Here is a 20,729-nt window from a genome sequence, read left to right on the forward strand (position 1 = left end):
CCTGGCGTGGCGCGTCATTTCCGGATGTTGCCGATGCTGACAAGAAGTTACCGGGTGCGGTGGCAATCCCCGGGTCGGCCGGCTAGTTTGGAAGCGTGGCCGCATCCGGTGGCTCGGGTGGCCCGTTTCGACGAACCGTTCTCAGGAGGAGAGTCGCATGCGAGGCGTGATGGCAAGGAAACTGGGATTGACGCTGGCGGCCGGCCTGCTGGCGCTGGGCCTGGCGGCCTGCGAGGACGATCCCGGCCCGGCGGAGGAGGCCGGCCAGGAGGTCGACCAGGCCATGGAGGAAGCCGGCGATAATGTCGAGGAGATGGGCGACGAGATGGAGGAGGCCGCCGAGGGCGAGTGACGGCGGCGTCCCCCGATACAGGAGGCCGGGCACGCTGCCCGGCCTCCTGCGTTTCGGCATCGGCAACGGTGCTCAGCCGTTCTGCTCGATGCCCTGCACGTACCAGGGGGCGCCGTCGCGCACCTCGCGCACCAGGTGCCAGGTCTCATTGAATTCGCTGCTTTCGCCGTTCTCGTCGAGGACGCCGTGGAAGATCACGGTGGCCTCGGCCTGGCCACCGAGCTCCTGGATCATGCCCAGCTCGGCGAACAGGCGCACCACCTCGGTGCGGTTGTTCGCCGGCTGGCGGGCACGCTCCTCGCGCAGCAGGTTGTAGAGCGCCGGCGTCACGTACTCCTGGATGCCGGCCAGGTCGTTGTTGTCCCAGGCGCGCTGCAGGGTCATGAAGTGCTCCTTGGCGCCGCCCAGGAAGCGCTCGCGGTCGAACCACGCCGGCTCGGCGGCGAAGGCGCCGCCGCCGGCCGGGAAGGCCCGGAGGCTGCCGTCGGTCGTATCGGCCTCGCTGCGGGGCGCGCCCGCGGGCTGCCCCGGGCCGCCGGCCATGGCCGGGCGGCGGCGGGCGAACAGTCGCAACAGCAGGAAGGCGATGCCCGCCACCACCAGGATGTCCATCAGTCGCAGCTCGTCGAAGGCGCCCCCGAAGAACAGCGCCGCCAGCAGCCCCCCGGCGAGCATGCCGCCCAGCATGCCCGGCATGCGCGAGCCGATGCCGCCCTGGGCGGTGCGGTTGCCGGTGGCCGAGTCCTGCTGGGTGGCGGCCGGCTGCTGTTGCACGGTGCGCGACTGGGTGCCGAAGGTCTTGCCGCCGCCCAGGCGGCGCGCCTCGGCGTCCTGGAGGGCCGGGCCCAGGGTCAGCAGGCCGGCCACCAGCATGATCAGGAAATGGCGCATGTGAGGATGGTCTCCGTGAGGCGCGGGGAAGGGTCGTGACGGCCCATTCTAGCGGCTATGCTGGGACTCCACGACAACAACCGACGGAGAACGCCGATGCGCCTGATTCCCGAGGAGGGCCTGCTGCTGGTGGTCGACCTCCAGGCCGGCCTGCTGCCGGTGATCGAGCATGGCGACCAGGCGGTGGAGGAGGCCGCCTGGCTGGGCGGCCTGGCCGGGCTGCTGGAGGTGCCGGTGTGGCTCACCGAACAGTATCCCGAGGGGCTGGGCGGCTGCGTGCCACGGCTGCGGGAGGCGCTGCCGGGGCATCGCCTGTGGCACAAGGTGCACTTCGACGCCCATGCCGAGCCGGCCTTCGCCGAGGCCCTGGCGGCGAGCGGGCGGCGCCAGGTGGTGCTGTGCGGCAGCGAGGCGCATATCTGCGTGCTGCAGACCGGCCTGGGCCTGCTTCAGGCGGGTTACGAGGTCTACTGGTTCACCGAGGCCTGCGCCAGCCGTCGGGCGGCGGAGGCGCGCCTGGCCCGCGAGCGCCTGGTCCAGGCCGGGGCGGTGCCGGTCAGCGCCGACATGGTGGCCTACGAGTGGCTGCAGCGCTGCGACGATGCGCGCTTCAAGGAGGCCCACCGGCGCTTCCTCAAGGCCCGGGCGGCGCGCCCCTTGATATTTCCGTAGCCTGCCCCTTGGGGTCAGGCCCTTCAATCTGCTTAGGGGCCTGACCCTGAAGGGGGCTTAGGCGGCGCCTTCCGGGCGGGTGAAGACCAGGGTATCGCCCTCGCTCATGGCGGCGTTGTAGGTGTAGCCGGCGACAGCGAAGTCCTTGAGCCCCTCCGGATCGTCGAGGCGCTGGTGGATCATCCAGGCGGCCATCAGGCCGCGGGCCTTCTTGGCGTAGAAGCTGATGACCTTGAGCTTGCCGTTCTTCTCGTCCTTGAACACCGGGGTGATCACCCGCGCCTGGAGACGGCCGGTGTCGATCGCCTTGAAGTACTCGTTGGAGGCGAGGTTGACCAGCACCGGGCTGCCGCTTTCCGCCACGGCGCGGTCGAGTTCCGCGGTCAGCGTCTCCTTCCAGAAGGCGTAGAGGTCGCGGCCGGCCGGGTTCTCCAGCCGGGTGCCCATCTCCAGGCGGTAGGGCTGGATCAGGTCCAGGGGGCGCAGCAGGCCGTAGAGGCCGGAGAGGATGCGCAGGTGTTGCTGGGCGAAGGCGTTGTCGTCGTCGCTGAAGGTGTCTGCCTCGAGCCCCACGTAGACGTCGCCCCGGAAGGCCTGGGCGGCGGGCTTGGCGTTGTCGGGGGTGAAGGGGGTGTGCCACTCGGCGTAGCGGGCGGCGTTGAGGGCGGCCAGCTTGTCGCTGAGGCCCATCAGCTCGGAGAGGCGCCGGGGCGAGTAGTCGCGCAGGATCTCGATCAGTTGCCGGCTACGTTCGAGGTGGTCCGGCCGGGTGTACTGGGCGGTGGTGGCCGGGGTCTCGAAATCGAGTTTCTTGGCGGGCGAGATCACGCTCAGCATGGGGGCGCTCCTGTGCCTGTGGGGTTGGCCGGAGTATACCAAGCGTGACCCGCCGGGTGGGCTATCGACGCGATAGCCGGCGCGCCCCTCAGGGCGCCGGGTTGGGGTGGCGCCGATGCACCTCCTCGATGGCCTCGAGCAGGTCCCGGTCGAGCTTCAGGGACTCGCTGGCCAGGTCGCTCTCCAGCTGCTCCATGGTGGTAGCGCCGATGATGTTGCTGGTCAGGAAACTGCGCGAGTTGACGAAGGCCAGCGCCATCTGGGCGGGGTCCAGGCCGGCGTCGTGGGCCAGCGCGACGTACTCCCGGGTGGCCGCCTCGGCCTGGGGGTTGGTGTAGCGCTTGAAGCGCTCGAACAGCGTCAGGCGGGCACCCTCCGGCCAGGCGCCGTCCAGGTACTTGCCGGAGAGCACGCCGAAGGCCAGCGGCGAGTAGGCGAGCAGCCCCACGCTCTCGCGGTGGGCGATCTCGGCGAGCCCTACCTCGAAGGTACGGTTGAGCAGGTTGTAGGGGTTCTGCACCGAGGCGATCCGCGGCAGCCCGAGGCGCTCGGCCAGCTGCAGGGCCCGCATCACGCCCCAGGGGGTCTCGTTGGACAGCCCGATGGCGCGCACCTTGCCGGCATCCACCAACTCCTTGAGGGCGGCCAGGGTCTCCTCCAGGGCGGTGGCGTCCTCCTCCTCGTCGTGCTCATAGCCGAGGCGGCCGAAGAAGTTGGTCGTGCGGTCCGGCCAGTGCAGCTGGTAGAGGTCCACGTAGTCGGTCTGCAGGCGCGCGAGGCTGGCGTCGATGGCCTGGTGGAGATGTTCGCGGGTCAGGCGCGGCCCGCCACGGACGTGGTCCAGCCCCGGCCCGGCGGCCTTGGTGGCGACGATGACGTCGTCGCGGCTCCCGCGTCGCTTCAGCCAGCTGCCGAGGTAGGCCTCGGTGCGGCCCTGGGTCTCCGCCTTCGGCGGGACCGGGTACATCTCGGCGGTGTCGATGAAGTTGATGCCGAAGGCCACGGCGCGGTCGAGTTGTTCGTGGGCCTCGGCCTCGCTGTTCTGCTCGCCGAAGGTCATGGTGCCCAGGCAGAGTCGGCTGACCTCGATGCCGGTGGTGCCCAGCGGTCGCGTCTGCATCCTGTCTCCCCTTGCCGGAATCCGCGGATATGGAAACGGCATGGTAGCCAGACGTCGGCGGGGCGGCAAATGCGGGGTTGAGTCGCCGCCGGGGCGGGCGTATGCTGGCCGCCCGTTGTGCCCCGCAGCAAGGATGGGGCCCCTGGTTCAAGCAGATCGCAGACGCCGCGCACAGGGTGGTGCTGGCGTGTCTCGTCCATTGCGTTACAGGATCCGGTAGTAGGCCATGTCACAGGCATCCTCTCTGTTCACCCGGCTCGAGTACCGCCTGGCAGAGCAGCTGTTCCATACCCGCTGGCTTCCCCGTTCGCCGCGCACTCAGCGCCTGACCATGCATCTCTTCCAGCGCTGCGCCGATGCCGGCCACCCGGCGGCACTGTCGCTCTACGGCCATATGCTCTTCCACCGCGGCATGAGTCCCCAGGACAAGGCGCGCGGCGCGCGCTACGTGCTGGAGGCGGCTCACGCCGGCAATGCCCGTGCCCAGTACCAGGCCGGGCAGATCCACGAGCACGGCTGCGCCCTCTACCCGCGTCGCGATGACCATGCCGTCACCTGGTATGCCCGTGCCGGCGAGGCCGGCCACCCCCTGGCCGCCGCCCGCCTGGCCCGCGCCTACCGCGAGGGGCAACTGGGCCTGCCGGTGGACGCCGAGCGCGCCCACCACTGGCAGTGGCTGGCCGACCGCGCCTCGGGCCTGGCCGGCCAGGCGCTGGACAGCGGCGAAGCCGAGACGCGACACTAGGTCGAGTGAGGTCGGCCCGGCCGACCGTTTCCGTTCATTCGCCCGAGGACACTCCCGCCCGTGACGCTACCGACACTGCTCGATATCGAGGCGTCCGGGTTCGGGCGCGGCAGCTACCCCATCGAGGTGGGCCTGGCCCGCCCGGATGGCAGCAGCTGTGCCTTCCTGATCCAGCCGTTGGCCGAGTGGACCCACTGGGATCCCAAGGCGGAACTGCTCCACGGCATTAGCCGAGCGCGCCTCGAGCGCGAGGGCTACCCGGTCCGCCAGGTGGCGCGCTGGCTCAACGACGAACTCGGCGAAATCGGCGTCTGCTACAGCGACAGCTGGGGCTACGACAACACCTGGCTGTCGCTGCTCTTCCATCACGCCGGCATGCTGCCGGCCTTCCGCCTCGAGGCGCTGCGCATGCTGCTCAGCGAGTGCCAGCTGGCGCTGTGGAAGCGCGCCAAGGAGAAGCTGGTGGTGGAGTTGGGCATCCATCGCCATCGCGCCGGGGAGGATGCCCGCCTGCTGCAGCTGACCTATCAGCGCACCCGCGAGCTGGCCGGCGACGCCTGAGGCGCCCGCCTCGCCTCATCCCTCGCCGCTCACCTCGAGCAGCACCTTGCCGATATTGGCGTCCGCCTGCACATGGGCGTGGGCCGCCTCGGCCTCGGCGATGGGCCAGGTGCGATCCACCAGCGGGCGCAGCTCGCCGCTGGTCAGCCGCGGCCAGACGTGTGCGTGGAGGGCGGCGAGGATCTCGCCCTTGGCCTCGGGCGGTCGGGCGCGGAGGGTCGAGCCGAGCAGCCGCTGGCGCTTCATCAGCAGGCGGCCCAGGTCGAGCTCCGCCCGGCGGCCGCCCATCAGGCCGATCAGCACCAGTCGGCCGTCGGCGTTGAGCACTCGCTGGTTGTCGGCCAGGTAGCGCCCGCCCACCGGGTCGAGGATCAGGTCGGCGCCGCCCCAGGCCTTCACCGCGTTCACGAAGCTGCCGTCGTGGCGGTTCCAGCCGGCGTCGGCGCCCAGCTCGCGGCAGGCGGCGAGCTTGGCCGCGCTGCCGGCGGTGGCGAAGCAGGGCTGGCCGAAGGCGCGGCACAGCTGGATGGCGGCGGTGCCCACCCCACTGGCGGCGGCGTGCAGCAGCACCCGCTCGCCCGGGCGCAGCTGACCCTCCATGAACAGGTTGAGCCAGGCGGTGGCGAACACCTCGGGCAGGGCCGCGGCCTCGCGCAGGGCGATGCCCTCGGGCAGCGGCAGCACCTGGCGTTCGTCCACCACCACCTGCTCGGCGTAGCCGCCGCCCGCCAGCAGGGCGCAGACCCGCTCGCCGGGGCGCAGCCGCGCCTCGGGGCCGGCCTCGAGGACCCGGCCACTCACCTCCAGGCCGAGGAGTTCGCTGGCCCCCGGGGGCGGTGGGTAGTGGCCGGCGCGCTGCATGAGGTCGGCACGGTTGACGCCGGCCCAGGCGACGCCCAGGCGAACTTCCCGGCCCTGCGGTGCCGGCGGCGTCGGTGTCTCCTGCCAGGTCAGTCGGTCGCCGTCGACGATGATGGCGTGCATGGCGGGCTCCTCCCCCTCGTTGGTGGTCAGTGGCGCTCGGCTAGCCGCGCCTCGAGGATATCCAGCAACGCCTCGGGCTCGGCGGCGTCGAGCAGCTCCGCGCGGGTGCGAGCGTTGAGGAAGCCGTGCTCCACGGTGGTGTCGAGGAAGGCCAGCAGTGGGGCGTAGAAGCCGCCGGTGTCGAGCACGCCGATCGGCTTGTCGTGCAGCCCCAGATAGTGCCAGGTCCAGGCCTCGAAGAACTCTTCCAGGGTGCCGATGCCCCCGGGCAGCACGATGAAGGCGTCGGCATGGGCGGCCATGCCGGCCTTGCGCTCGTGCATGTTGCGCACCCGAAGCAGTTCGCTGAGGCCCCGGTGGGCCTGCTCGCGCTCCACCAGGTGGTCGGGCATCACGCCGATCACCTCGCCGCCGGCGGCCATGGCGGCGTCGGCCAGGGCGCCCATCAGGCCGATGCGCGCCCCGCCGTAGACCAGGGTGTGGCCGCGCCGGGCCAGTTGGGTGCCGAGCCGGCGGGCGGCCTCCAGGAATTGCGGGTCACGGCCGTCCCGTGAGCCCAGGTAGACGCAGAATCTGGACATCTTCTCCTCCTTGGGTGATGGCCCATCCTAGCGTCGGTGTCGCGTGGTCGGAAGCCTGGGTCAGGGCAGGCAGTCGGCGACAGCGAATTCGGCGTCCAGCCACTGGCCGATGACGTTGTCGCCACACAGGTGATGGGCGTACTGGGTGTGCAGGCAGCGCACCTGGTCCCAGTTGGCGATGCCGCCGATGCCACGCTCGCGGAGCACCGCCTCGTAGCCCAGGCGCCTTACCTCGGCGGCCTGGTCCGCGCTCATGCGGCGCCAGCGCGTGGCGACATAGTCGCGGTGGCTGGCGTGGTAGGCGGCGAGGAAGTCGGGGGCCGCCTGCAGGCGGCTCTCCAGCGCCTTGATCACCCCGTCGGCCTCGAGGCGCGAGAGCGCCACCTTGAGCTGTTCGGAGCTCAGCCAGTAGAGGGTGGGGAAGGGCTTGCCGTCGACGATGGGCGCCATGCGCAGCACCAGGGGCGTGCCCTCGCCGTCGGTGGCCGCCACGGCCTCGATGCCCCGCGGGGCGCGGCCGAGCTGCTCGGCGATGATCGCCAGCTGGCAGGCGTCAGGAGTCTGATCGGTGCGGATCACCATCGTCGGGGCCCCGTACGAACTTGTTGGATCGCCCGACGGCCAGGAAGAAGGCGCGATTGAGCTGATCGGGGGTGGGCACGTAGCACCACTCCCGCTCGCAGTACTCGGCGGCCCGGGCCATCAGGACGTCATGGAGTCGATTGAACGGGGCATCATAATCGTAGGGATCGGCGCCGAACAAGCGGATATGCGGGTAGTCGGCGAAGCGCTCGACGAAGTAGCGGATCAGGTCCGCCTCCACCGCCCGGTGGCGGGTGACATCGTCGGGATCCAGCCAGAGGGTGTAGCGGATGGCCATGCCTGGCTCCTGTGGGTGGATGGGATGCCGGGTCGCTACCTTATCCCCTTGAGACCCCGGGGCGCGAGTTTCGGCTCACCACCGCGCCAGGGGCGCCAGGCGGCCGGCGGTGAGCGCGAGCAGTTCGGCCGGCGCCAGGCGGATCTCCAGTCCGCGGCGCCCACCGCTGACGTGGATCGCCGCCTGGGACTCGGCGCTGGCGTCGAGGAAGGTGGGCAGACGGCGCTTCTGGCCCAGGGGGCTGATGCCGCCGACCACATAGCCGGTGGCGCGCTGGGCCTCGGCGGCGTCGGCCATGGTGGCCCGGCGGGCGCCGGCGGCCCGGGCCAGGGCCTTGAGGTCCAGCTGGCCCGACACCGGGACGATGGCCACCGCCAGGCGGCCGTCGTCGAGTCGCGCCAGCAGGGTCTTGAAGACCTCGTCGGGCGACAGGCCCAGGGCCTGGGCCGCCTCCTCGCCGAAGGCCGGGGTGCGCGGATCGTGGTGGTACTCGGCCAGGGCGAAGTCGACGCCGGCCTCCTCGAGCAGCTTGACGGCGGGGGTCATGCCTCGGCCGGCTCCTCCTGGAGGTGGGCCTCCAGCGCCTCGCGAAGCTCGCCCTCGATGGGCACGGCGCGCTTCGCCTGGTGGTCGAAGTGGACCAGCACCGTATGGCCCAGGTTGGTCAGCCGGCCGTTCTGGCGGGCCTCCTGGCTCACCGTGAAGGAGCTGTTGCCGAGTCGCGAGAGGTAGGTGCGGATCTCGATCTCGCTGCCGTAGTGCAACTCGGCGCGGTAGTCGATCTCCATGCGGGCCATGATCAGCCGCCACTTGGCCGGGTCCAGGTCCGGGGTGAAGAGCCGGAAGAGATCGTTGCGGGACAGCTCGAACCAGGCCGGCAGCCGGGTGTTGTTGACGTGCCCCAGGGCGTCGGTGTCGTAGAAGGCGGGCTCGATGGTGCGGATGAACATGGCAGGGTCCTGATTGTGATCGCTCTAGGGCCACAGCTTTGCCCCGAGCAAGCGCTCGGTCAATCCTTCTAAGGTGGGGTGGCCTGCCCTCGCCGCCCCTCGCCTCTCCGGCGTTGCCACGCCTGGAGGCGCGTCCAGGCCAGCAGCCACAGGGTGGCCACGGCGAAGCCGGCCAGGGTGCCCAGCGCCAGGCCCAGGGCGGGGTAGGCGAGCGATACGCAGAGCGCGTAGCAGAGCAGCGAGCCCAGCCCCGCCGGGTAATGCTTGATCACCGTGGCCACCGGGCCGGGGCCGTGGGTCAGGTGGAGGATCACCAGGAAGGGGTACATGGTCACCGGGAAGGCGGCCATGACCCCGGCCCAGGCGGCCGGCAGCACATGGGCCAGGCCGGTGATCACGAAGATGATGGCGGCGGCGAGCAGTGCCCGCACCCCCAGGGCGGTCCAGGAGAAGCCGCCGGACGGCCTGGCCAGGCTCTCGGGCACCCGGCGATAGAGGCGCAGGAAGAGCGCGATGGCCACCAGGGTGGTCAGGGTGCCGGTGAGCCGCGTGAACTCCACCCGGGTGAGCAGCAGGCTGACCGCCAGGAAGGCCGCCAGGCCGCCCAGGGTGCCGGCCAGTACCCCGGGCAGGCCGGGGCGGCGGCCGGCCAGCAGGTAGCCGCCGCCCAGCGCCAGGGTGGCGGTGAAGCCGGCCAGGGTGTGTACGGCGCTCTCGGCGGCGAAGGCCGGGGAGAGCTCCAGGCCGATGAAGAACAGCGCGATGGCCGTGCCCAGGGGGTAGCCGGCCAGCAGGCCGGCGACGCGCGGGCTGACGCGCACGGCGACGGCGCCCAGGCCCAGCACCATGCCGATGGACACCAGCAGCTTGGCCAGCTGCCAGGCGAGGGGAACCTCCATCTCGTTTTCCTTATCCTTAGTGGGTACAGGCTCCTACACCAGGCGCAGTCCCTGGCGGTCGGTCCAGGCGGCCTTGAGGGCGGCGTCCAGGGGCTCCCTGAGGTGCTCGGGCAGGGCGGCATGGGCCGCGGCGAAGTCGTCGAAGTCGCGGTTGCGCAGCCAGCAGTAGGCCCAGGCGCAGGCCTCGTCGTCGCCGTCCGGCACCGGCCGGGCCGGCATCTGCACCAGCAGGAAGGTGGCGGTACGCGCCGCCCACAGCGGGACCTCGTCACCGGCGCCGGGGGCGCTCCAGGCGGCCAGGGTGGCGCCGTCCGGGGTGGCCTCCGGTTCACCGAGCTTCGCCACCCGGGCCGTCTCGGCGAGTATCAGGGCCAGGCGGTCGGGGGCATCCTGGCCCAGTGCCAGCCACTGGCCCAGCAGCGCAGGCAGGCCGCGGCGCACCTTGGCATAGAAGTCGTCCTGGGGCATGGTCTTGGTCATCGGCTGTTCCTGGCCATGAGAAGGAGAGTGTGGATGGAGTTCGATTTTGCCACGCCCGTCGAGCGGCGGCATCCGCAGGGCGGCGATGCGTCTCACTGGCCCTCACAGAAGTGGCATCGCTACGGCGGCGAGGTGCTGCCGCTGTGGGTGGCCGACATGGACTTCGTCTCGCCGCCGGCGGTGCTCGAGGCGCTGCGTGCCCGGGTCGACCACGGGGTGTTCGGCTACGGCCTGGTGCCCGACTCGCTGCGTGAGACGCTGTGTGCCTGGAGCGCCGAGCACTATGGCTGGGCCATCGAGCCCGACTGGCAGCTGTGGCTGCCGGGCGTGGTGCCGGCCCTGCATCTGGCCAGCCTGGCGCTGACCGAGCCGGGCGATGGCGTGCTGACGCTGACGCCGATCTATCCGCCCTTCCTGCGGGTCGCCGAACGCACCGGCCGGGAACCCCAGCAGGCGCCGATGCGGTCCCCCGCCCGCCCCGGCGAGCCGTGGCGGCTCGATCTCGAGGCCCTGGCGGCGGCGATCACCCCGCGCACCCGGCTGCTGCTGTGGTGCCAGCCGCACAATCCCACCGGCCGGGTCTGGAGCCGCGAGGAGCTGGCCGGCCTGGCCGAGCTGGTCGAGCGCCACGACCTGCTGGTGGTCTCCGACGAGCTGCACTGCGACCTGCTGCTCGACGAGGGGGCGCGGCATCGACCGCTGGCGGCCACCTTCCCGGCACTGGCCTCGCGCATCCTGACCCTCTGGGCGCCGTCCAAGACCTTCAACCTGGCGGGGCTGACCACCGCCTGTGCGGTGATCCCCGACCCGGGGCTGCGCCGCCGCTTCGCCCGGGGCATCAAGGGGCTGACACCCGACGGCAACGTCCTGGGGCTGGTGGCGGCAGAGGCCGCCTACGCCCAGGGTGACCCCTGGCGCCGGGCGCTGCTGGCGGTGCTGCGCGGCCATCGCCACTCCCTGACCGAGCGCGTGGCCCGCTGGCCCGGGGTGGCCATGAGCCCGCCCGAGTCCACCTACCTGGCCTGGCTCGACCTGCGCGAGGCGCCGGCCCTGCAAGGCGGGGCCTCGCCCTGCAGGGCGCTGCTCGAGCGCGCCGGGGTGGCGCTCTCCGACGGCGCCGACTTCGGCTGGCCGGGTTTCGCGCGACTCAACTTCGGCACCACGGCGACGCAGCTGGAGGCGGCGTTGGCACGCCTCGACGGGGTGCTGGCGGCATGACGCCGGCGGCCGCCCAAGGGCAGCCGCCGTGCGGGCTCAGTAGAGCAGGGCAAACAGCTTGCGGCGATAGGTGACGGTCAGCGGGTGGTCGGCGCCCAGGGCATCGAAGACCCGCAGCAGGGTCCGGCGGGCGGCGTCGTCGCCGTAGGCGCGGTCGCTCTTCATCAGCGCCAGCAGGCCCTCCAGCCCCGCCTCGTAGTCGCCGTCGGCGACCCGGCGCAGGGCGCGCCGGTAGCGGGCCTCGCTGTCGTCGCGGTCGCCCAGGGCGGCGAGCTCCTCGGCCGAGGGGGCCTCCTCGCCGAACTCGATGCTGGCGCGCACCCCGCGGGCCGCGGGGCCGTCGCGCTCCTCCGGCGGCAGGTCGTCGAGCAGGGCGCGGGCCTCCTCGGCATTGCCCTCGGCCACCAGGGCTCGGGCCAGCTCGATCTGGTAGGGGTAGTGCTGGGGATACTGCTGCGCCAGCTCCGCGTAGAGGGCCCGGGCGGTGGCGGCGTCGCCGGCGGCCAGCGCCTCGGCGGCCTGCTCCTCGGGGCTGGCCGGGGCGTCCTCGGGGGCCGGGAAGTAGCGGGCCAGCCATTCGCGGACCTGCTTCTCGGGCAGTGCGCCCTGGAAGTGGTCGACCAGGCCGCCCTGGCTGATCAGCTTGACGTCGGGTACCGAGCGCACGCCGAGCTGGGCGGCGATCTCCTGGTTGGCGTCGATGTCGAGCTTGGCGAGCACGAAGGTGCCGCGGTACTCGCGGGCCAGCTTCTCGAGTACCGGCATCAGGTTCTTGCAGGGCTCGCACCAGGTGGCCCAGGACTGCAGCAGCACCGGCACCTGCATGGAGAGCTCCAGCACCTGCTGGATATTGCTGGAGTCGACGTCGATGATCACCTCCGGCGCCTGGCCGGCATCCGGTGTGGCGCTGGCCTCGGCATCGGAGGGAAGATCGGCGGTGAGGGGCTCTCCGGTGCGCGGGTCGACGATGGACATGGTTGGGGTTCCCGGGATCGAGTGGATTTCCACCTGAGATGCGGGTGACGGGCGAAGGATTCAAGGGGAGGAGGCGTGATGCGCAGTCTCTGGCGGCCGCTGGCCGCGATGCTGGTGGCCCTGGCCCTGCTGCTGGCCGGCCCGTTGTGGATGCTGGCTAGTGGGGGCGTCGAGGTCGGACGCCACTGGGGGGCGGCCAGTCGCGAGCCGGCCGGCCTGGCGCCGAGCCCCGTCGAGGCGCCCGGGGCGGTGGTGCAGCTCTACGCCGCTCGGGCCTGGGGTTGGCGGGGCGCCTTCGGCGTGCACACCTGGGTGGCCAGCCGGGAGGCCGGTGCCGCGGCGTGGCGCATGCACCAGGTGACGAGCTGGCGCCGCCCGGCGCTGGCCAGCACCACCACCGAGACCCCGGATCGCGCCTGGTACGGCAATCCGCCGCGCCTGCTGGCCGACTACCGCGGCGAAGGGGCCGCGCGGCTGATCCCCGCCATCGAGGCGGCGGTGGCCGCCTACCCGGCCCCCGACGCCTACCGCGCCTGGCCCGGCCCCAACAGCAATACCTTCACCGCCTGGTTGATCCGTGAGGTGGAGGGGCTCGAGGCGGTGCTGCCGGTGACCGCGGTGGGCAAGGACTACCTGCTCGACGGCCCCCTGGCGGCGGCGCCGGGCGGGGCCGGCCTGACCGCCTCCCTGGGCGGGGTGCTGGGCCTGACCCTGGGCCGCGACGAGGGCCTCGAGCTCAACCTGCTGGGGCTGGCGCTGGGCCTCGACCTGCGCCGCCCGGCGCTCAAGCTTCCCGGCATCGGCCGGCTCGGTGTGGCACCCCTGATCAAGGGAGAGGGGAAGGGTAGCGGGGGCCGCTGAACCTGAAAGAGGGGAAACCGACGACCGGGTCGTCGGGCACGAAAAAAGCCGACTCCTAAGGAATCGGCTTCTTTCCGATATTTGGTAGCGGGGGCCGGATTCGAACCGACGACCTTCGGGTTATGAGCCCGACGAGCTACCAGGCTGCTCCACCCCGCATCAACGTAGGCATATTCTACCGGGAACCTGGCAGGAGTCAAGGGGCGGGTTAAAACGCTCGTCCCTCCCGCCGGGCGTGGTTCATACTGACCTCGGTTGTCATGAAAATGGCAACCGTATCGCGAACAATGCCGGTACCGCCCGCGTTGGTTTCGGGTCGGGCCGCAGCGTCATCATGATCAGGGAGGTAACAATGGCCAAGAACGCAACCGTTGCTTGGGTAACCGGGGGAACCGGGGGAATCGGCAGCGCCATCTGTCGCAGCCTGGCCGCCGAGGGCTACATGGTCGTGGCCGGCTACAACAATCCGGAGAAGGCCAAGACCTGGCTGGAGACCCAGAAGGCGGAGGGTTTCGACAACATCGACATCGCCGGCATCGATCTCGTCGACTTCGACGCCTGTCAGAAGGGGGTCAAGGAGGTCGAGGAGAAGCACGGCCCCATCGGCGTGCTGGTCAACTGCGCCGGCATCACCCGCGACGGCACCATGAAGAAGATGACCCCCGAGCAGTGGCGCGAGGTCATCGACACCAACCTCAACAGCGTCTTCAACACCTGCCGCAGCGTGATCGAAGGCATGCTCGAACGGCAGTACGGGCGCATCATCAACATCTCCTCGATCAACGGGCGCAAGGGCCAGTTCGGCCAGGTGAACTATGCCGCCGCCAAGGCGGGGATGCATGGCCTGACCATGTCCCTGGCCCAGGAGACGGCGACCAAGGGCATCACGGTGAACACCGTGTCCCCCGGCTACATCGCCACCGACATGATCATGAATATCCCCGAGAAGGTCCGCGAATCGATCCGCGAGACCATCCCGGTCAAGCGCTACGGCAAGCCCGAGGAGATCGGTCGCCTGGTGGCCTACCTGGCCGACGAGGAGTCCGGCTTCATCACCGGTGCCAACATCGACATCAACGGTGGCCAGTTCATGGGCTGATCGCCAGGTTGGCCTCGCCTGTCCCGGAGGATCCCGGAACGGCGAGGCCGAGCACGCCGGAAAGCGCGAGGACCAGGTGCCTCGCGCTTTCGCGTATCAGGGGGGAGGCAGGTGGACGAGCCGCTCCAGCAGCCGGTCCAGCTCGCCCACCTCGCGCTCCCAGAGCACGGGAGAGACCGGCCCCACGGCCAGCAGCTCGCGCAGCACGCCGTGCACCTCCTCGGCGCGGGAGGGTTCCCGACCCAGGTTCTCGTTGAGGCGCTCGACCTGGATCGCCAGGCGTAGCGGGTCGTCGCGATGGCTGACGCTGCCCACCGCCAGCAGCGAGAGGTGCACGCGCACCCTGGCCAGGCGTTCCGCCACCTCGGCCTGATCGGCGGGATCCTGGCGTGCGGCGTTGCGCCGCGCGTGGGCGCCGCGCATGTCCTCCGCCAGGTCCAGTTCGGGGGGAACCTCGACCTCGCGGGCGTCTCCGCCGTCCAACTGCTCGGCATCCGCCGCCAGGTGGGCGTCGAGCAGGGGGCGTACCGCCCGCCAGCGCTCGATTTCCTCGGCCACCGCCAGGCGCTCGAGGCGCTCGCGGCGGGCCCGCACGATGCCCGACCAGCGGCGCCGCATGCCCTCGCTGCGACGCCCGCTGGGCAGCGGCTCCAGGGCGGCGGCCTCGTCGATGGCGCGGGCCAGTTCCGCCTCGTCGTGGGGGCCGGAGGGTTGCCAGGCATCCAGGCGGTCGATCAGCGCCTGCATGGTGTCCAGGCGCTGCCGGGCCCGCTGGGCACGGTCGTCGCGCTCCGCCTCGCGGGTGGAGAAGATGGTGTCGCAGAGGCCGCGGAATTCCCGCCACAGCGCCTGCTCCTCGCCCTTGGGCGCGCGCCCAAGGGCTCGCCAGCGCCGCTGCAATGCCTTGGCCTGTTCGGCTCGGCGGGTGGCAGGCATCTCCTGCTCGGTGAGGGTGCGCGCCTCCTCGATCAGCTCGCGCTTGGCGTCGGCGATCTCCCGAGCGCGCTGGTCGATCAGCGCCTGGAGGCGATGACGGATGCGCCCGAAGCGGCGCCCGATGGCCTCGGCCTGGTCGCGGGGGACCGGGGAGGCGCGCCGCCACTGGTCCCGGGCGCGGTCGCGGATCTCGCGCAGGGCATCCGGGTCGGCCTCCTCGGCGGGGCGCTCGAGCAGCGTCTCGAGCTGTTCGCAGAGGGTCTCGCGGGTGGCCAGATTGCGTTCGCGCTCGGCATCGAGCCGGGCCCGCCAGGGGCCCAGTCGCTCATGGATGCGGTCGGAGGCGGCGCGGAACTGGGCCGACTGCTCGCGATTGGCGGCGGCGTCGCCCAGCGCCTTCCACTCCTTGACCAGCTGGCGGTGGCGGCGATCCAGGGCGGCGTCCACGGCGGTCTCGTCGTCGGCCAGCGACTCGATGGCCTGGACCAGCTGTTCGCGCTTGGGCCCGGCGACGAAACCGCGCCAGTCACGCAGCTCGGCCAGCCGGGCCCCCAGCCGCTTGAGGCGCGCCGCATGGGGCCGGCGCTGTGCCTCGTCGAGGCCCTCGGCGGCCTGGCGCAGGCGCTGGTGGAGGCGGCTGGCCGGCTTGAAGGCGCCCCGTTCGAGCAGGCGCTCCAGCTCGTCGAGGTCGGCGGCGAAGCGCGCCAGGCGCTCGGCGCCGCTGGTCTTCGCCTGGCCGGGCTCGGTCGCCAGGTGCTGCCGGGCCCGTCGCAGGAGCGGGGTGGGGGCGAGTTCCTCGGGCCAGGCAGTGGCCTCCACCAGGGCCTGGAGGCGTTCGTCATCGCCGTCGGCGAGTGCGCGCTCGATCTCGCCGGCGCGCTGCTGCAGGCGCACCCAGGCGCCGGTGACCCGCTCGAAGCGGCGCAGGGCGTCATCGTAGCGGACGTCCAGGGCCTCGTCGGCCAGGTGCTGGTCGGAGAGCAGCTGCCAGCGATTGGCCAGCAGGCGCTTCTGGGCACGCAGGCTGTCGAGGTCCTGGGCGGTGATGACCTCGCTGCGGGTGAGCGCCTCGAGCCCCTCCTCCAGGGCCTCCACCAGCCCCTCGCGGGCCTGTTCGGCATCCTCGCGGTGGCGGTGGGCGGCCTCCTGGGCACGCTGCTGGGCCTCGTGATCCTCGATCACCTTGCGGCAGCGCAGGCAGGCGTCCTGGTAGCGGCGTTCCAGGCCGGCCTCGGGGGGATCCTCCAGGGCACTCCACTCGCGCATCAGGTGGCGGAAGCGTCCGGCATACAACGGTTCCCAGGGCGACCGGGCGTGGCGCTCCAGCTCCTCGACCAGCGCCTCGCGCTTCTCGCGGGCGGCGGCCAGCCCGGCGGCGTCGGCCCGCCGGCGGTTGAGGCGCTCGCGGGCCTGGCGTACCACCTGGCGGTCACGCTTCGCCTCGCGGACCAGGCGGTTGAGGCCTTCCTCGCTGGTCACCCGGGCCGCGGCGGCCTGGCGCACTGCGGCGATGCCGTTGTCGCAGGCCTGTCGGATCAGCGCCGCCTCGTCGTCGAGGCGCTCGACCGCCGCCAGGCGCAGCTGCTGGTTGTCACCCTGCAGGGCGATCTCGGCGAGCAGGTCGGCCTTCTCGAGACGCTCCACCAGGGCGACCCGGGCGCCCAGCTCCAGTCGCCCCTCGCGGCCACTGAGCAGTGCCACCAGCCGGCGTGTCAGCTCGGGCGAGGGTGCCTCGTCGGCCAGTGCCAGCAGGCGTTCGGGATCCTCGAGGCGGGCCAGGGCCGCCGCGCGCACGGTGACATCGGCGTCCGCGGCCAGCCGTTCGAGGGCCTGGCGGTGTTCGTCGCGGGCGGGGTCGAGGCGTTCGATGGCCTGGCGGCGCGTCTTGGGGTCGGGGTGCTGCCAGCGGGGGGCGAAGAGGCGACGGAAGAGTCCTGACATGGGCGATCCTGGCGGGGGGCGCGGTGCGGACCGGGACGCGCCGGCCCGGATATTGTTGGTCGATGGTCGAACTGGCGTCCTTGCGGGTATCTAAGCACGCGCCGCCGCTGGGGAAAAGTCCGTTCCGGCGCTCGGGTGTGGCCTGACGGAGACACTGACACCGGGGCACCGCCGTGCGTATGATTGAGTTGCAGGGGAGACGGGACTCGCTTAGTTTTGACCCATACCCCGATAACCCCGACGTGGAGTTCGGCAATGAGTCTCAACCTGGACAGGGATCGCATGGCCTTCACCTTCAAGGGGGGCATGCTGCCGATGACGGTCATGGAGCTGACCTGCGCCGATCCCGAGCAGATTCGCGACCAGCTCGCCGGCAAGCTCAGCCAGTCCCCGGCCTTCTTTCAGCACACCCCGGTGGTGCTCAGCGTCGAGAGGCTCGACGAGCCTCACCTGGCGCTGGAGCGCATCTGCGCGGTGTGTCGCGCCCACAAGCTGCTGCCGGTGGCGGTGCGTGGCGGTACCGACCCGGTCAAGCAGTCGGCCTGGGCGCTGGGGCTGGGCTGGTTTCCCCCCCAGGAGGCCAGCCGCCCGCGCCAGTTGGAGAGCGTGCCGTCCCAGGAGGGCGATGCGCCGGCCGAGGGCGATCTCGAGTCGCCGCCCGGGGTGGCCAGCGGCGGGCGCATCTACCGCGGCACGGTGCGTTCCGGCCAGCAGGTCACGGCGCCCGACGGCGACCTGGTGGTGGTGGGCGCCGTCAATGCCGGCGCCGAGGTGCTGGCGGCGGGCAGCGTGCACGTCTACGGCGCCCTGCGCGGTCGCGCCCTGGCCGGCATCCACGGCGATCCCCAGGCCGGCATCTTCTGCCGCGAGCTGCACGCCGAACTGCTCTCGGTGGCCGGCAACTACAAGCGCCTCGAGGACATCGACCCGCGCCTGCTGAGTACCTCGGTCCAGGTGCGCCTCGACGGCGACCAGCTCGGCATCACCTCGCTCGGCTGAGGGGCGGGCAGGCCCCGGGTCATACGGAATCCACTTCAACGACAGACAGGAAGCGACTCTTGGCCAAGATCATCGTTGTGACCTCCGGCAAGGGAGGCGTCGGCAAGACAACCAGCGCGGCAGCCATCGCCACCGGCCTGGCGCTGCGTGGCAACAAGACCGTGGTCATCGATTTCGACGTGGGGCTGCGCAACCTGGATCTGATCATGGGCTGCGAACGCCGCGTGGTCTACGACCTGGTCAACGTCATCCAGGGCGAGGCGGGACTGAGCCAGGCGCTGATCCGCGACAAGCGGGTCGACAACCTGCACATCCTCCCGGCCTCCCAGACCCGCGACAAGGACGCCTTGACCCAGGAAGGGGTCGAGAAGGTGCTCGAGACCCTGGGCAAGGATTTCGACTATATCCTCTGCGACTCCCCGGCGGGCATCGAGCGCGGCGCCCAGTTGGCCATGTACTACGCCGACGAGGCGATCGTGATCACCAACCCCGAGGTCTCCTCGGTGCGCGACTCCGACCGCATCCTGGGCCTGCTCGCCTCCAAGACCCGGCGCGCCGAGCGGGGCGCGGACCCGGTCAAGGAGCACCTGCTGATCACCCGCTACAACCCGGGGCGGGTCGACATGGGGGACATGCTCAACCTGGAGGATATCCGCGAGATCCTGGCCATCGACCTGATCGGCCTGATCCCGGAGTCCGAGGCGGTGCTGCGTGCCTCCAACCAGGGGGTGCCGGTGACCCACGACGCCGGGAGCGACGCCGGCCAGGCCTATGCCGATACCGTGTCCCGCCTGCTCGGCGAGGATGTCCCGTTGCGCTTCCACGAATACCAGAAGAAGAGCCTGCTGAGCCGCATGTTCGGAGGAGGTCGCCGGTGAAACTGCTCGAATTCCTGAAGCGAGAGCGCAAGAAGTCCGCGTCGGTCGCCAAGGAGCGGCTGCAGATCATCGTCGCCCACCAGCGCAGCCAGCGCGGGCAACCCGACTACATGCCGATGCTGGAGAAGGAGCTGCTGGAGGTGATCCGGCGCTACGTCCAGGTGGACGACGATGCCATCAACATCAGCCTCGACAGCGAGGACAACTGCTCGGTGCTGGAGCTCAACGTGACCCTGCCCCGGGCCTGAGGCCCGGGGCAGGCTGAGCCCGCGACGGGGCTGTGCTAGGCTTGAGGCCTTCATCCTGCACCACCCGTCAGAGAGAGCTCGCCCATGGCGCCGTCCGACGCCCCGCTGACCTTCCTGTGGCATGACTACGAGACCTTCGGTGCCGACCCGCGTCGCGATCGCCCCGCCCAGTTCGCGGCGATCCGCACCGATGCCGACTTCAACGAGATCGGCGAGCCGGTGGAGTGGTTCTGCAAGCCGGCCGACGACTTCCTGCCCCATCCCCAGGCCTGCCTGATCACCGGCATCACCCCCCAGCAGGCACGCCGTCGCGGCCTGCCCGAGGCGGAGTTCGCCGGGCGCATCGCGGCCTTGATGGGCGAGCCGGGTACCTGCTCGGTGGGCTACAACAGCCTGCGCTTCGACGACGAGGTGACCCGCCACCTCTTCTACCGCAACCTGCTCGACCCCTACGCCCGCGAGTGGCAGAACGGCAACTCCCGCTGGGACCTCATCGACGTGGTACGGGCCTTCCATGCCCTGCGCCCGGAGGGCCTCGAGTGGCCGCGGCGCGACGACGGCGCCCCCAGCTTCCGGCTCGAGGATCTCACCGCGGCCAACGGCATCGAGCACGCCGGGGCCCACGACGCCCTGGCCGACGTGCGGGCGACCATCGCCCTGGCCCGGCGGCTGCGCGAGGCCAACGCCAACCTCTTCGACTACCTGCTCAAGCTGCGTGGCAAGCGCGCGGTGGCCAGGCTGCTGGACGTGCCGGGCCGCAAGCCGGTGCTGCACGTCTCGCGGCGCTACCCGGCCAGCCGCGCCTGCAGCGCCCTGGTGGTTCCCCTGGCCGAGCACCCCACCAACCCCAACGGGGTGATCGTCTATGACCTCTCGGTGGACCCGGCCCCGCTCCTCGACCTGACCCCCGAGCAGATCCGCCAACGGGTCTTCGTCAGCAACGACGACCTGGCCGAGGGCACCGAGCGCATCCCCCTCAAGGTGATCCACATCAACAAGTGCCCGGTGCTCTTCCCGGCCAGTGCACTGAAGGACGTCGCCGGCCCCCGGGAGGGGGAGTACGGCACCATCGTCGAGCGGCTGGGGCTCGACATGGCCGCCTGCCGCGCTCACTGGAAGCGGCTCGCCGAGCACCCCGAGGTGGCCGCGCGGGTCGCCGAGGTGTTCGCTGAGCCCCCTCCGGAGGGGCCCGGCGATCCGGACCTGATGCTCTACTCGGGGGGCTTCTTCTCGCCGGCGGATCGCCAGCAGATGCAGCGGGTGCGCGACACCGACCCCTGGGACCTGGTGGGGGCGCGTTTCGCCTTCCAGGACCCGCGCCTCGAGGAGATGCTCTACCGCTATCGGGCGCGCAGTTATCCCGACACCCTGGAGGGCGAGGAGCTCGCCCGCTGGGAGGCCTATCGCTGGGCGCGGATGAACGACCCGGCGGTGGCCAGCCTGACCCTCAAGGGCTTCGCCAGGGAGATCGAGCGGCTCAACCAGGTGGCCCTCGAGGATCGCGAGCGGCAGATCCTCGAGGAACTGGTGATGCACGTGGAGGCGATCATGCCGCCCCAGGCGTTTGACGCGGACTGACCTCTCCCGTTTCGGGCCTGGTCCGGTCTACGCCTTTTGCCAGG

At 71.3% G+C, this 20,729-nt stretch carries 24 protein-coding genes and 1 tRNA gene; 11 read left to right on the plus strand and 14 right to left on the minus strand.

Annotated features, from left to right (window positions below; translation table 11 throughout):
• Positions 1–157 precede the first annotated feature (157 nt).
• On the plus strand, positions 158–352 hold the full coding sequence (locus QWY80_RS07070) for a hypothetical protein (RefSeq protein WP_290230040.1): 195 nt from the start codon (positions 158–160) through the stop codon (positions 350–352).
• 72 nt (positions 353–424) lie between these two features.
• On the opposite strand, the gene QWY80_RS07075 is transcribed toward QWY80_RS07070, so the two are convergent.
• Positions 425–1,243, minus strand: coding sequence for a Tim44 domain-containing protein (locus QWY80_RS07075; protein ID WP_290230041.1), 819 nt, complete (start codon positions 1,241–1,243; stop codon positions 425–427).
• A 96-nt stretch (positions 1,244–1,339) separates the two neighbouring features.
• On the opposite strand from QWY80_RS07075, the gene QWY80_RS07080 reads away from it, so the two are divergent.
• The gene (locus QWY80_RS07080) at positions 1,340–1,915 is read left to right on the plus strand and encodes an isochorismatase family protein (protein ID WP_290230042.1); all 576 of its coding nucleotides are present in this window, start codon (positions 1,340–1,342) and stop codon (positions 1,913–1,915) included.
• Positions 1,916–1,972: 57 nt separating this feature from the next.
• Here the strand turns inward: QWY80_RS07080 and yaaA are convergent, their stop codons facing one another.
• Together yaaA and QWY80_RS07090 are read right to left on the minus strand one after the other, a co-directional pair.
• Positions 1,973–2,752, minus strand: coding sequence for a peroxide stress protein YaaA (gene yaaA, locus QWY80_RS07085; protein WP_290230043.1), 780 nt, complete (start codon positions 2,750–2,752; stop codon positions 1,973–1,975).
• 88 nt (positions 2,753–2,840) lie between these two features.
• On the minus strand, positions 2,841–3,872 hold the full coding sequence (locus tag QWY80_RS07090; protein ID WP_290230044.1) for an NADP(H)-dependent aldo-keto reductase: 1,032 nt from the start codon (positions 3,870–3,872) through the stop codon (positions 2,841–2,843).
• A gap of 226 nt (positions 3,873–4,098) precedes the next feature.
• On the opposite strand from QWY80_RS07090, the gene QWY80_RS07095 reads away from it, so the two are divergent.
• Entirely contained in the window at positions 4,099–4,617 is a 519-nt protein-coding gene (locus QWY80_RS07095; RefSeq protein WP_290230045.1) for a tetratricopeptide repeat protein, read from the plus strand.
• A gap of 60 nt (positions 4,618–4,677) precedes the next feature.
• On the plus strand, positions 4,678–5,178 hold the full coding sequence (locus tag QWY80_RS07100; protein WP_290230046.1) for a hypothetical protein: 501 nt from the start codon (positions 4,678–4,680) through the stop codon (positions 5,176–5,178).
• Positions 5,179–5,193: 15 nt separating this feature from the next.
• Here the strand turns inward: QWY80_RS07100 and QWY80_RS07105 are convergent, their stop codons facing one another.
• From QWY80_RS07105 to QWY80_RS07140, 8 genes are all read right to left on the minus strand, one after another.
• Positions 5,194–6,162, minus strand: a complete 969-nt coding sequence (locus QWY80_RS07105; RefSeq protein ID WP_290230047.1) for an NAD(P)H-quinone oxidoreductase — start codon at positions 6,160–6,162, stop codon at positions 5,194–5,196.
• Positions 6,163–6,188: 26 nt separating this feature from the next.
• Positions 6,189–6,743 (minus strand): LOG family protein, encoded by a 555-nt coding sequence (locus QWY80_RS07110; RefSeq protein ID WP_290230048.1) that lies wholly within the window; start codon positions 6,741–6,743, stop codon positions 6,189–6,191.
• A gap of 60 nt (positions 6,744–6,803) precedes the next feature.
• The gene (locus tag QWY80_RS07115; protein WP_290230049.1) at positions 6,804–7,325 is read right to left on the minus strand and encodes a DUF501 domain-containing protein; all 522 of its coding nucleotides are present in this window, start codon (positions 7,323–7,325) and stop codon (positions 6,804–6,806) included.
• The gene (locus tag QWY80_RS07120; RefSeq protein ID WP_290230050.1) at positions 7,297–7,623 is read right to left on the minus strand and encodes a hypothetical protein; all 327 of its coding nucleotides are present in this window, start codon (positions 7,621–7,623) and stop codon (positions 7,297–7,299) included. Before QWY80_RS07120 ends, QWY80_RS07115 begins: the two co-directional genes overlap by 29 nt.
• A gap of 75 nt (positions 7,624–7,698) precedes the next feature.
• Positions 7,699–8,169: a Cys-tRNA(Pro) deacylase gene (gene ybaK, locus QWY80_RS07125; RefSeq protein WP_290230052.1), complete on the minus strand. Its 471-nt coding sequence runs from the start codon at positions 8,167–8,169 to the stop codon at positions 7,699–7,701.
• On the minus strand, positions 8,166–8,573 hold the full coding sequence (locus QWY80_RS07130; RefSeq protein WP_290230053.1) for an acyl-CoA thioesterase: 408 nt from the start codon (positions 8,571–8,573) through the stop codon (positions 8,166–8,168). The genes ybaK and QWY80_RS07130 overlap by 4 nt, the downstream gene beginning before the upstream one ends.
• A gap of 68 nt (positions 8,574–8,641) precedes the next feature.
• Positions 8,642–9,472 (minus strand): hypothetical protein, encoded by an 831-nt coding sequence (locus tag QWY80_RS07135; RefSeq protein WP_290230054.1) that lies wholly within the window; start codon positions 9,470–9,472, stop codon positions 8,642–8,644.
• A gap of 33 nt (positions 9,473–9,505) precedes the next feature.
• Positions 9,506–9,940 (minus strand): hypothetical protein, encoded by a 435-nt coding sequence (locus tag QWY80_RS07140; protein WP_290230273.1) that lies wholly within the window; start codon positions 9,938–9,940, stop codon positions 9,506–9,508.
• A 45-nt stretch (positions 9,941–9,985) separates the two neighbouring features.
• On the opposite strand from QWY80_RS07140, the gene QWY80_RS07145 reads away from it, so the two are divergent.
• Positions 9,986–11,170, plus strand: a complete 1,185-nt coding sequence (locus QWY80_RS07145; RefSeq protein WP_290230055.1) for a MalY/PatB family protein — start codon at positions 9,986–9,988, stop codon at positions 11,168–11,170.
• Between the two features lie 36 nt (positions 11,171–11,206).
• Here QWY80_RS07145 and QWY80_RS07150 read toward each other — a convergent pair whose 3' ends face one another.
• The gene (locus tag QWY80_RS07150) at positions 11,207–12,145 is read right to left on the minus strand and encodes a tetratricopeptide repeat protein (protein WP_290230056.1); all 939 of its coding nucleotides are present in this window, start codon (positions 12,143–12,145) and stop codon (positions 11,207–11,209) included.
• A 78-nt stretch (positions 12,146–12,223) separates the two neighbouring features.
• On the opposite strand from QWY80_RS07150, the gene QWY80_RS07155 reads away from it, so the two are divergent.
• Positions 12,224–13,006 carry a DUF3750 domain-containing protein gene (locus QWY80_RS07155; RefSeq protein ID WP_290230057.1) on the plus strand — a complete coding sequence of 261 codons (783 nt, stop codon included), beginning with the start codon at positions 12,224–12,226 and terminating at the stop codon, positions 13,004–13,006.
• A gap of 82 nt (positions 13,007–13,088) precedes the next feature.
• Here the strand turns inward: QWY80_RS07155 and QWY80_RS07160 are convergent.
• Positions 13,089–13,165, minus strand: a tRNA-Met gene (locus QWY80_RS07160).
• A 193-nt stretch (positions 13,166–13,358) separates the two neighbouring features.
• On the opposite strand from QWY80_RS07160, the gene phbB reads away from it, so the two are divergent.
• Entirely contained in the window at positions 13,359–14,105 is a 747-nt protein-coding gene (gene phbB / locus QWY80_RS07165; protein ID WP_290230059.1) for an acetoacetyl-CoA reductase, read from the plus strand.
• 96 nt (positions 14,106–14,201) lie between these two features.
• Here phbB and QWY80_RS07170 read toward each other — a convergent pair whose 3' ends face one another.
• Positions 14,202–16,982 (minus strand): DUF349 domain-containing protein, encoded by a 2,781-nt coding sequence (locus QWY80_RS07170; protein WP_290230060.1) that lies wholly within the window; start codon positions 16,980–16,982, stop codon positions 14,202–14,204.
• 255 nt (positions 16,983–17,237) lie between these two features.
• Between QWY80_RS07170 and minC the strand changes: the two genes are divergently transcribed.
• From minC to sbcB, 4 genes are all read left to right on the plus strand, one after another.
• Entirely contained in the window at positions 17,238–17,981 is a 744-nt protein-coding gene (gene minC, locus QWY80_RS07175) for a septum site-determining protein MinC (RefSeq protein WP_290230061.1), read from the plus strand.
• 59 nt (positions 17,982–18,040) lie between these two features.
• Positions 18,041–18,859, plus strand: a complete 819-nt coding sequence (gene minD, locus QWY80_RS07180; protein WP_290230062.1) for a septum site-determining protein MinD — start codon at positions 18,041–18,043, stop codon at positions 18,857–18,859.
• Positions 18,856–19,107, plus strand: coding sequence for a cell division topological specificity factor MinE (gene minE, locus QWY80_RS07185; protein ID WP_102588074.1), 252 nt, complete (start codon positions 18,856–18,858; stop codon positions 19,105–19,107). The genes minD and minE overlap by 4 nt, the downstream gene beginning before the upstream one ends.
• An 84-nt stretch (positions 19,108–19,191) precedes the next feature.
• A complete protein-coding gene (sbcB, locus tag QWY80_RS07190; RefSeq protein ID WP_290230063.1) occupies positions 19,192–20,685 on the plus strand; it encodes an exodeoxyribonuclease I in 1,494 nt (497 codons plus the stop codon).
• Positions 20,686–20,729 lie beyond the last annotated feature (44 nt).

Origin of the sequence: Halomonas ramblicola (genome assembly GCF_030409215.1) — a bacterium.
Classification (GTDB): domain Bacteria; phylum Pseudomonadota; class Gammaproteobacteria; order Pseudomonadales; family Halomonadaceae; genus Halomonas; species Halomonas ramblicola.

Coding starts and splice junctions, on each gene's coding strand:
- QWY80_RS07150 (WP_290230056.1), bottom strand. CDS start 12,145: ATGTCCATCGTCGACCCGCGCACCGGAGAGCCCCTCACCGCCGATCTT.
- ybaK (WP_290230052.1), bottom strand. CDS start 8,169: ATGACCCCCGCCGTCAAGCTGCTCGAGGAGGCCGGCGTCGACTTCGCC.
- yaaA (WP_290230043.1), bottom strand. CDS start 2,752: ATGCTGAGCGTGATCTCGCCCGCCAAGAAACTCGATTTCGAGACCCCG.
- QWY80_RS07115 (WP_290230049.1), bottom strand. CDS start 7,325: ATGGTGATCCGCACCGATCAGACTCCTGACGCCTGCCAGCTGGCGATC.
- QWY80_RS07110 (WP_290230048.1), bottom strand. CDS start 6,743: ATGTCCAGATTCTGCGTCTACCTGGGCTCACGGGACGGCCGTGACCCG.
- phbB (WP_290230059.1), top strand. CDS start 13,359: ATGGCCAAGAACGCAACCGTTGCTTGGGTAACCGGGGGAACCGGGGGA.
- QWY80_RS07075 (WP_290230041.1), bottom strand. CDS start 1,243: ATGCGCCATTTCCTGATCATGCTGGTGGCCGGCCTGCTGACCCTGGGC.
- QWY80_RS07130 (WP_290230053.1), bottom strand. CDS start 8,573: ATGTTCATCCGCACCATCGAGCCCGCCTTCTACGACACCGACGCCCTG.
- QWY80_RS07105 (WP_290230047.1), bottom strand. CDS start 6,162: ATGCACGCCATCATCGTCGACGGCGACCGACTGACCTGGCAGGAGACA.
- QWY80_RS07095 (WP_290230045.1), top strand. CDS start 4,099: ATGTCACAGGCATCCTCTCTGTTCACCCGGCTCGAGTACCGCCTGGCA.
- QWY80_RS07135 (WP_290230054.1), bottom strand. CDS start 9,472: ATGGAGGTTCCCCTCGCCTGGCAGCTGGCCAAGCTGCTGGTGTCCATC.
- QWY80_RS07120 (WP_290230050.1), bottom strand. CDS start 7,623: ATGGCCATCCGCTACACCCTCTGGCTGGATCCCGACGATGTCACCCGC.
- minC (WP_290230061.1), top strand. CDS start 17,238: ATGAGTCTCAACCTGGACAGGGATCGCATGGCCTTCACCTTCAAGGGG.
- QWY80_RS07070 (WP_290230040.1), top strand. CDS start 158: ATGCGAGGCGTGATGGCAAGGAAACTGGGATTGACGCTGGCGGCCGGC.
- QWY80_RS07155 (WP_290230057.1), top strand. CDS start 12,224: ATGCGCAGTCTCTGGCGGCCGCTGGCCGCGATGCTGGTGGCCCTGGCC.
- sbcB (WP_290230063.1), top strand. CDS start 19,192: ATGGCGCCGTCCGACGCCCCGCTGACCTTCCTGTGGCATGACTACGAG.
- QWY80_RS07090 (WP_290230044.1), bottom strand. CDS start 3,872: ATGCAGACGCGACCGCTGGGCACCACCGGCATCGAGGTCAGCCGACTC.
- QWY80_RS07140 (WP_290230273.1), bottom strand. CDS start 9,940: ATGCCCCAGGACGACTTCTATGCCAAGGTGCGCCGCGGCCTGCCTGCG.
- QWY80_RS07080 (WP_290230042.1), top strand. CDS start 1,340: ATGCGCCTGATTCCCGAGGAGGGCCTGCTGCTGGTGGTCGACCTCCAG.
- QWY80_RS07170 (WP_290230060.1), bottom strand. CDS start 16,982: ATGTCAGGACTCTTCCGTCGCCTCTTCGCCCCCCGCTGGCAGCACCCC.
- QWY80_RS07145 (WP_290230055.1), top strand. CDS start 9,986: ATGGAGTTCGATTTTGCCACGCCCGTCGAGCGGCGGCATCCGCAGGGC.